This is a genomic window from Vibrio sp. 1641, assembly GCF_033339995.1.
Lineage (GTDB): Bacteria > Pseudomonadota > Gammaproteobacteria > Enterobacterales > Vibrionaceae > Vibrio > Vibrio alginolyticus.
Window position 1 is genome coordinate 1 of the sequence record NZ_JAWOVP010000129.1, and the last position, 772, is coordinate 772.

The 772-nt window shown below is 50.3% G+C and carries 1 protein-coding gene; it reads left to right on the forward strand.

Going from position 1 to position 772, the window contains the following annotated elements; all coding sequences use genetic code 11:
• The coding region (locus tag R7Z47_RS24595; protein WP_318130730.1) for a Tn3 family transposase at positions 1-772 on the forward strand (772 nt) is incomplete at both ends.

Sequence of the window (772 nt, forward strand, 5' to 3'; positions counted from 1 at the left end):
CCATGGTTGGTTAAACAGGATAACGTTAACCCGCAACGTTACGAATGGCTGCTCTACCGGCAGTTAACCTCACGACTGAATGGACGCATTTATTTGCCAAATGTTACCAAATACCGCGCACTGGAAGACGACCTGATCCCCCAGACATCGCAGGATACCTTGCTGGCCTCATCAACACTGGACAGACTAAAACAGCCCGCAGAGTTATTGTTACAGGAGAAACAACATCGACTGGAAAGCGCGCTCAAAGACGTGGCGCGCCATATTGATGAGGGAGATAATCGCAATGTAATCATGAAAAATCGCTCGGGCACCCGCTGGCACCTGCCAACAAAAGGCGCTACATCTCTGGTCAACAATCCCTTTTTTAAGCGAATGCAACCGGTCGGTATCGCGGATGTACTGCGGTATGTAGAGCGCGAAACCGGGTTCATGAAATGTCTGACTCATGTACTTCCGATACAAAAACAAGGGTTCACTCATCAGGATGATTTACTGGCCATTCTGATTGCCAACGCCACTCACCGTGGTGTGTATGGCATGGCGCAGATCTCCGATCGAAGCTATGAACACCTGAGTACGGTGCAGGCCAACTATATCCGGCCTGAAACGCTGCATGACGCCAGCGACGTGATCAATAATGCGGTTGCAGCGCTACCCATCTTCCGCCACTACCATATTCAGGAGGACCAGCTGCATGCCAGTGCGGATGGTCAGAAATTCGAAACCCATCTGGAAACCTTTAAAACCCGGTACTCCTCTAAGTATTTCG